At 58.2% G+C, this 1,506-nt stretch carries 3 protein-coding genes and 1 pseudogene; 1 reads left to right on the top strand and 3 read right to left on the bottom strand.

Annotated features, from left to right (window positions below; all coding sequences use genetic code 11):
- From secB to D8U18_RS10630, 3 genes are all read right to left on the bottom strand, one after another.
- Window positions 1-419, bottom strand: a 419-nt coding sequence (gene secB, locus D8U18_RS10640; RefSeq protein WP_131107597.1) for a protein-export chaperone SecB, incomplete at its 3' end; no start/stop codon positions are given.
- A gap of 42 nt (window positions 420-461) precedes the next feature.
- Complete coding sequence (gene grxC / locus D8U18_RS10635) at window positions 462-716, bottom strand: glutaredoxin 3 (protein WP_008058538.1); 255 nt, start codon at window positions 714-716, stop codon at window positions 462-464.
- Window position 717: 1 nt separating this feature from the next.
- Entirely contained in the window at window positions 718-1,131 is a 414-nt protein-coding gene (locus tag D8U18_RS10630; protein WP_056852206.1) for a rhodanese-like domain-containing protein, read from the bottom strand.
- A gap of 154 nt (window positions 1,132-1,285) precedes the next feature.
- Here D8U18_RS10630 and D8U18_RS10625 point away from each other — a divergent pair.
- Window positions 1,286-1,506, top strand: a pseudogene (locus tag D8U18_RS10625) (2,3-bisphosphoglycerate-independent phosphoglycerate mutase); the annotation flags it as partial.

Here is a 1,506-nt window from a genome sequence, read left to right as displayed (position 1 = left end):
AAGTTCACCGGGGCCAGCATCAGGGCCGGGAACGAACCGCGGGTCACCAGGCTGTCCAGGGTTTCGCGAGCGTACGGGAACAGGATGTTCGGGCAGAACGCACCCAGGGTGTGGCTCATCGAAGCGTCGTCCAGGTTCTTGATCAGGAAGATACCGGCCTGTTGCACTTCGGCGATGAACGCCACTTCGTCACCGTTCTTCACGGTTACCGACAAGGTCAGTACGACTTCGTGAAAGTCGCTCTCCAGAGCCTTTTGACGGGTGTTCAGATCCAGACCGACACTCGGCTCCCACTGCTGGCGGAAAATCGCCGGGCTTTTCGGGGCTTCGAAGGACAAGTCACGTACGTAGATGCGCTGCAAGGAGAATTGCGGTGCGTTTTCTTCTTCGCTGGCTGCAGTGTTCTGTTGGTCAGTCATCTCAGATCCTTTCTGATCTTGGGCTTTTATAAGGTATGGAACTCAGGCCTTGAGCAGTGCGTCGAGCTTGCCGGCGCGCTCCAGGGCAAACAAATCGTCACAACCGCCGACGTGGGTGCTGCCGATCCAGATCTGCGGCACGGAGGTACGTCCGGCCTTCTGAGCCATTGCAGCACGCACCTGCGGCTTGCCATCGACCTTGATCTCTTCGAAGGCCACGCCTTTGTTCTCGAGCAGGTACTTGGCTCGGGAGCAATAAGGGCAGTAATCGCTGGAGTAGACGACGACGTTGCTCATATCACTTCACCAGCGGCAGATTGTCGGCTTTCCAGCTGGAAACGCCACCGGACAGCTTGGCGGCGGTGAAACCGGCTTTCATCAGCTCGCGAGCGTGGGTGCCCGCAGTCTGGCCCATGGCGTCGACCAGAATGATGGTCTTGGCCTTGTGCTTTTCCAGCTCGCCAACGCGAGCAGTCAGTTTGTCGTGCGGAATGTTCAACGCACCAACAATGTGACCGGCGGCAAAATCCTTCGCCGGACGAATGTCGATCACCACGCCCGCGTCTTTGTTGACCAGGCCGGTCAGTTCACCGGTGCTCAGGCTACGGCCGCCGCCCTGCATCTGATAAGCGATCAGCGCGGCCAGCAGTACGACGAAGATACCGACGAGAATGTAGTGGTTAGTGGCAAATTCAATCAGGTGAGCAACCATCGAAGGAGGTTCCAGGGCGTTAAAATGTCGGCCAGTATACACAGCCACTATGGTGGGCCAAACCCCGTCTGGCGGTGACGCGGCAGGAACTTCGCTTTAAACTGCGACTCCCTTTTTCCATCATCCCCTTTTACCTCAGCCACGAGTGGATTCCATGACTACCACGCCTAAACCTTTGGTCCTGATGATTCTCGACGGCTTCGGTCACAGCGACAACCCTGAATCCAACGCGATCTTTGCCGCGAAAAAGCCTGTGCTGGACCGCTTGTGGGCCACCGTACCGAACGGCCTGATCTCGGGCAGCGGCATGGACGTCGGCTTGCCGGATGGCCAGATGGGCAACTCCGAAGTCGGCCACATGAACCTCGGCGCCGG

The organism is Pseudomonas sp. Sample_10 (assembly GCF_004321495.1).
In the GTDB taxonomy this organism is placed as follows: domain Bacteria; phylum Pseudomonadota; class Gammaproteobacteria; order Pseudomonadales; family Pseudomonadaceae; genus Aquipseudomonas.
This window is presented reverse-complemented; position numbering and strand designations above follow the sequence as displayed.